The sequence below is a fragment of the Mesorhizobium sp. M7A.F.Ca.AU.002.02.1.1 genome (assembly GCF_003998535.1).
GTDB lineage: Bacteria > Pseudomonadota > Alphaproteobacteria > Rhizobiales > Rhizobiaceae > Mesorhizobium > Mesorhizobium ciceri.
This window is the reverse complement of sequence record NZ_RZPB01000364.1, coordinates 1-6,046: the sequence shown is the minus strand read 5'-3', so window position 1 is coordinate 6,046 and position 6,046 is coordinate 1. Positions and strand designations below refer to the sequence as shown.

At 57.5% G+C, this 6,046-nt stretch carries 5 protein-coding genes and 1 pseudogene; 5 read left to right on the top strand and 1 reads right to left on the bottom strand.

Translation table 11 applies throughout. The features are described 5' to 3' along the window. The 5 genes from EN879_RS21090 to EN879_RS21070 form a co-directional block, all read left to right on the top strand. The coding region (locus tag EN879_RS21090; protein ID WP_164774494.1) for an ABC transporter substrate-binding protein at positions 1-1,583 on the top strand (1,583 nt) is incomplete at its 5' end. A 761-nt stretch (positions 1,584-2,344) separates the two neighbouring features. Next, entirely contained in the window at positions 2,345-3,547 is a 1,203-nt protein-coding gene (locus EN879_RS21085; RefSeq protein WP_244514274.1) for an alpha-2,8-polysialyltransferase family protein, read from the top strand. Positions 3,548-3,622: 75 nt separating this feature from the next. Continuing rightward, positions 3,623-4,504 (top strand): hypothetical protein, encoded by an 882-nt coding sequence (locus EN879_RS21080; protein WP_013532751.1) that lies wholly within the window; start codon positions 3,623-3,625, stop codon positions 4,502-4,504. A gap of 92 nt (positions 4,505-4,596) precedes the next feature. After that, positions 4,597-4,965 carry a hypothetical protein gene (locus tag EN879_RS21075; protein ID WP_013532752.1) on the top strand — a complete coding sequence of 123 codons (369 nt, stop codon included), beginning with the start codon at positions 4,597-4,599 and terminating at the stop codon, positions 4,963-4,965. Positions 4,966-5,145: 180 nt separating this feature from the next. Beyond that, entirely contained in the window at positions 5,146-5,361 is a 216-nt protein-coding gene (locus tag EN879_RS21070) for a hypothetical protein (RefSeq protein WP_082826424.1), read from the top strand. Positions 5,362-5,624: 263 nt separating this feature from the next. On the opposite strand, the pseudogene EN879_RS21065 reads toward EN879_RS21070, so the two are convergent. Next, positions 5,625-6,046: pseudogene (locus EN879_RS21065) on the bottom strand (chromosome segregation protein SMC); the annotation flags it as partial.

The window sequence follows — 6,046 nt, the reverse complement described above, 5'->3', positions numbered from 1 at the left end:
GCGGCGCGCTTGGCCGCCGCGAGTTCCTGGCGTTGGCCAGCGCCTTCGGCGCCAGCACGGCGATTGCCTATGGGCTCATCGGTCAACCGGTTCCGGCGCGGGCCGAGGAAGCCGCCCAACCCAGAAAGGGCGGCGTGCTGCGTGTTGCCATGCAGGTGATGGAGCTGGAAGACCCGCGCAAGTTCAAGGTTTCGCAGATGGGCAACATCGCCATGCAGTTTCTCGAACCGCTGGTGCGCTGGAAGCCGGATTTCACCTTCGAGCCGGTGCTGCTGCAGAGCTGGGAGATCAATGCGGACGCCACGGAATATGTGCTCAAGGTGCGCCCAGGGGTGAAGTGGTCGAACGGCGACGATTTCACCGCCACGGATGTCGCCTTCAACATCACGCGCTGGTGTGAGAAGGATGCCGCCGGCAACTCGATGGCGGGGCGCATGACCGCCCTGATCGATCCCGACACCAAGGTGGCGCGCACTGGTGCCATCGAGGTTCGCGACGACCACACCCTGGTCCTGAAACTGTCGCAGCCCGACATCACCATTATCCCTGCGATGACCGACTACCCGGCATTGATCGTCCACCGCACGTTCAATCCGAAGGCAGCGCCACTGTCGGCCAACCCCGTTTCCACGGGTCCATTCGAGCTTAAAAAACTCGATGTCGGCGTTGCTGCCTCGGTGCGCAAGCGGCCGGACGGGTCGTGGTGGGGCGGCGAGGTGTTCCTCGACGGCATCGACTGGACCGACTACGGCACCGACTCGGCCGCCACCGTCTCCGCTTTCGAATCCGGTGAGATCGACCTGAACGGCCAGACGCAGTCCTATGACGTCGCCATGCTCGACAGGCTGGGCCTGAAGAAAAGCGAGATCGTCACTGCCGCCACCCTGGTCTCGCGCTGCAACGTCAACGCCAAACCCTATGACGACAAGCGCGTGCGCAACGCCATACAGCTTGCGGTCGACAACGAAGCGGTGCTGCAACTGGGCGCCGACGGCATGGGCATCGTCGCGCAGAACGATCATGTCGGACCGATGCATCCCGAACACGCCGACCTGCCGCCGATCAAACGTGATCCGGCCCGGGCCAGGGCATTGCTCGAGGAAGCCGGCCAGCTCGATTTCGAGTTCGATCTGATCTCGGTCGAAGCCGACTACCGCAAGGAAAGCTCCGATGCCGTCGCCCAGCAGATGCGCGACGCCGGCTTCAAGGTGAAACGCACCGTCATCCCGGAATCGGCGTTCTGGAACCACTGGACGAAGTATCCCTTCGCGACGACCAATTGGAACGCCCGACCGCTCGGCATCCAGACCTATGCGCTTGCCTATCAGACCGGTTCGGCATGGAACGAGACGGGGTTCGCCGATCCAGACTTCGATGCCAAGGTCCACAAGGCCAATTCCATCGCCGATCCGGAGCAGCGCCGTGTGGTAATGAAGGAACTCCAGGTCATGCTGCAGGATTCCGGCATCATCGTTCAGCCTTACTGGCGAAAGCTGTTCTGCCATATGAAACCTTCCTTGATGGGCTACCAGATGCACCAGGCCTATGAGCAGGATTTCACACGGGCCTGGCTCGCCGCCTGATCGCGGACGACCCCTCCGACAGGGCGGCGCATTTTCCGGCGCCGCCCTCAGAGCAGTTCACCGTTTCACGGAAACGGCGAGCTGCTCTAACTCTTTGTTTTGAGGCAATTTTGGCCGGAAAACCGCTTCACACTTTTCCTAGAATTGCTCTGGCCTGCTCACCGGGGACGTTGCGCCGAAGCGTCGGCCTCAAGGGCGTTCGAGGGGCAGTGCGGGCTTTGTATCGGGCATGATGCGCAGATGCGCCCACACATGCCCTGCCTTGTCAGGTCGGCCGGGATTGCAGGCCGCCACACCGGACCGGCTGGCACATCAAGTGTGTGAAACATTCTGGTTTCTGCCTCTGTCATCATCTAGCTCCGGTTCATGGCTGGAGCTTACTTTTGACTGGGGGAAGCGAAACCCGCTTTCCCGGGCAACGACCTTCCCGAGAACCGGGAGAATTCGTGCTCTTGGTGCCGAGAGGGACCCGAAGCAGCAAGACGACCGCATGAGCGGTCTGCCGCACCGGGTGCTATTGCCGGATCTCGACAGGTCTCTGCCGCTCAGTTGAAGTGAATTCGCCTGCCTATTGTGCGGAACTCTAGCCTGTCTTGGACGTTAGACCCGCCGTCTGAAAGATATTTCCTACCGACGCGATAGGCAGTATTACGAAGCGGGTGGGACGCCCCGAGCCACACGGCCTGTCGGATATGAAGCAATTTTGCGGTTGAGATCGCGGAACATGCAGCGTTATTTCCATCCGATCTGGAGATCTTAAATTGCCAGCTCGAATATGCTGCGTCTTTGGCAGCTGGCAATTGCTCAGCCTGGTTGCCTCACTTCGCCAATCAACAATGGATGGAAGCTCCCCGGCGGATCAGGAGCATGAGGACTATCTCCTGCTTTATGAAACGGCCGGCGTTTCCGAGCATTTCAAGACCGGTCTTGCTGAACTTGCGTCTAAAGTATGGACCTGGAGACGGATCATATGGGCGTACGACCTTCTGACGTCCGAGCGTAAATATGGGCAACTGCAAATTTTCCGGATCCATCGTCTGATCCGAGACACAATTGGTCTCGACGCGAGTTCCGTAGCTGAAATCTGGGCCTGCTTCGTTAACCGGCCGTCGGAAAAAATACTGCTGGATTCATACCCTGAAGCCAAGATCGTTTTGTATGAGGATGGCTTGACGTCATACCTTCCATTCGAGATGGCAACCATGTCACGGCCGCCGGGCACAAGGTTTCGACGACGCATCACCGCGGTCTTGATTGCAGGACTCTCTACAATTTCACCGGCGTTCCGATTGAGGAAAGCGGCCGACAGGATAGAAAGACACCATCTGAGACGGGTGACGAAGTTTTATTCTTTGCTTCACGAAATCCCCATTCACGATGCACTGGAGAACGTACCAAGATTTCAGGTCGGCGCTTCGCTGATGCGCGACGTAATAGGTGAAGCCTGCAGGGATGCGCTTTCCGGCGGCGATGAACATTGCCGTGCGTCAGCCAACCCACGGATCCTGCTGCTCGGCCAGGCATTGTCGCGAAACCGCATAATGTCGTACGCGCAAGAGGCGGCGATCTATAGACGAATTGCGGAGCAGATCGTCGAGAGGGGATACGACGTCGTCTGGAAGGAACATCCCAGAATAAGCAAGCCCTTCTTCCCCGAATTGCTGGATGCAGTTGGCAATGTGACGGCCGACGCCAACACCAGGATCATGGAAGCTAACCTGCCACACATATATCCGATAGAGCTTGTCGTATCCCGAATGAACATCGTTGGCTGCGTCTCCGGCACGTCAGCTGCCCTTCTTTACCTGAAGTGGCTTTACGGCATCAAAACATACACATTTGCGGAAACCCTGGTCCCCCTCATGACTGGCGCGGATATTCTAATGAGCGAAATGGTAAAAGCCCATGCGGAGCCCTTTTCAACGCTCCAATCTTTGAACGAGACGCAGAAAGGGATCCGTTGAAAGGCGGTAACCCGAACAGGTTGAACACGATCCTCGCTGTCCAAATTCGGACAAACTCGATCTGGGACACCATCGATGTCAAAGCCGCTTTCAGTCCTTCAACGAGCCACCAAGGCCGACGTTCGATCGGAGCCGTTTCCACACATCATCCTGCCTGACGCCCTTCCCCTCGATCTCTACCAGGAATTGGCCGGCACGTTTCCCGCTCCGGAAACGCTCGAAATCGATACACGCCGCAACAACACCAGGTGGGATTATGAGGCCCACCGCGTTCGGTCGAACGAAGCCGTGCCGCAAATATGGCGCGATTTTATCGCCTACCATGTATCGCAAGCATTTTTCGGCGAGGTCGCCGACCTGTTCTATGACGATATTCACAAGCTTTACCCTGATTATTACCCCAATTATGAACGCCTCAAGAATATGAAAGCGGGCATCAGGTTTAGTGACACCTATGCAACACGCGACATACTGATGGATGCGATGCTCAGCGGGAACACGCCGGTGACCAATGCCGGCTCGGTGCGGACAAGCCACATCGACAATGGCGACAAGCTATTTTCTGGCCTGTTTTATATGAGGCCGGAAGATTATGATGCCGTTGGCGGGGACCTGACAATTAGTCGTTTCCAGTCCAAATACGCCACGCTGAAAGCCAAAGCGACACTCTTCAATGATGCCTATGTCGACGACACCCATTTGGAATGCGTCGAAACAGTTCAATACGACAAGAACATTCTTGTATTGTTCATCAACTCGATTGAATCGGTCCACGGCGTCACAGTCCGCCAACCCACCAACAAATCCCGGCTTTTCGTCAATCTGGTTGGAGAAGTCGAAAAGCCATTCTACATCAAAGGAAAAAAGATACGGCCGCGCTACGTCCCGGCGCATCAAAATCAGGATGAGGCGGAACAGACCTGGCTGAAAAAGCTCAAGCAAAAATTGCGGCTTTAGAAGAACAACGCCGTCGATCCGAGTTTCAGCCTGAACTGCCAATACCGAGCCGGATTCGACTTTCCCGGCGGCTAGGCAAAGATTGGAACAGAATGAGATTTTATCCAGCCGTCGAACGGATCGCCTTTTTCGCCACGCTTGCCGCTGTTCTTGCCCTTGCACTGCTGCCTATACCCCGACTTGAAGAGTACGGGATCGATATCGGTTTCCGTTCCGACAAGCTGAACCACGCCAGCGCCTTTGCCGTCATGACTTTCCTTGGAGGGCTCGGCTGGCCCGATCGAAAAGCAAGACTAATCGTCTTCCTGGCCATGATTGGAGCGGCGATCGAGGTCCTGCAGGGCACGGCGCTGATACGGCGCGATCTGGATGTGTTCGACTGGTTTGCCGATTGCGCCGGCATCGCATGTGGCCTCGTGGCCGTGATCTGTGTGAACTGGATCTTGCGGCGCAGAGGTTGAGCCCGCTCTCAAGCCTTATCTGCACGGCGCCGATAGCCACAGGAGTTCGCCCTCGGCTCCATTGACTCAGCGAAATCGGATTGCAACGATCCGATCCGAGAGTGAGCGATTTTTCTAACTTGGCCGGACAGATATTTTGGGCGCGGCACCCAGGAAGTGCGCCATCAGTATTGAGGGACGATGACGATCAAGATCAGGCTTCCGGGCGGTGTATTGAAGGTCAAGCAACGTTATGAGTTGCGGCGGCGAGAGTACAAGGGCGAAGTCCCGGTCTGGCAGTTTGGCAAATATTTCGTCATCTGGTGGCCCAGTACAATTCCTGATCGCCCCTCCAGGAGCTCGAATACTGATGAGGAACTTGAAATGAATCTTCCATCGTCTGGAGAAAGCACGTAAGCTCTATGCATCATGGCTTTGCGAATCAGATTGCCGGGGGGCACACTGAAGGTGAAGACCTACCGGGAACTGCGTGATCGCGAGCGGGATCACAGGGTGCCTGTGCTGAAACTGGGCTCGCTCTATTTCGTCTGGTCCCCGGCCAAACATCATTCGCACAGGCACAGTCCGCGGCCCTGACATTTTTTGCCGAGCGAGAACCGCTTGCACCCTTTTCCTGAAATTGCTCCGGTGCGGCCCATTCCAGCCAGCGCTGACCTGGGTCAGCTTGCCTCGCGCATGGCCTCGGCCGCCTGCAGGTCGACCGACACCAATTGGCTGACGCCCTGTTCGGCCATGGTGACGCCGAACAGCCGGTTCATGCGCGCCATGGTGATGGGATTGTGGGTGATGATGACGAAGCGCGTCTCGGTGGTGGCGGCCATTTCGTCCATCAGGTTGCAGAAGCGCTCGACATTGTGGTCGTCGAGCGGGGCGTCGACTTCGTCGAGCACGCAGATCGGCGCCGGATTGGTCAGGAACACCGCGAAGATCAGCGACATCGCCGTCAACGCCTGCTCGCCGCCCGACAGCAGCGTCATGGTCTGCGGCTTCTTGCCGGGCGGGCGGGCCAGGATTTCGAGGCCGGCCTCGCGCGGATCGTCGGATTCGATCAGCTGCAATTCCGCCGTGCCGCCGCCGAACA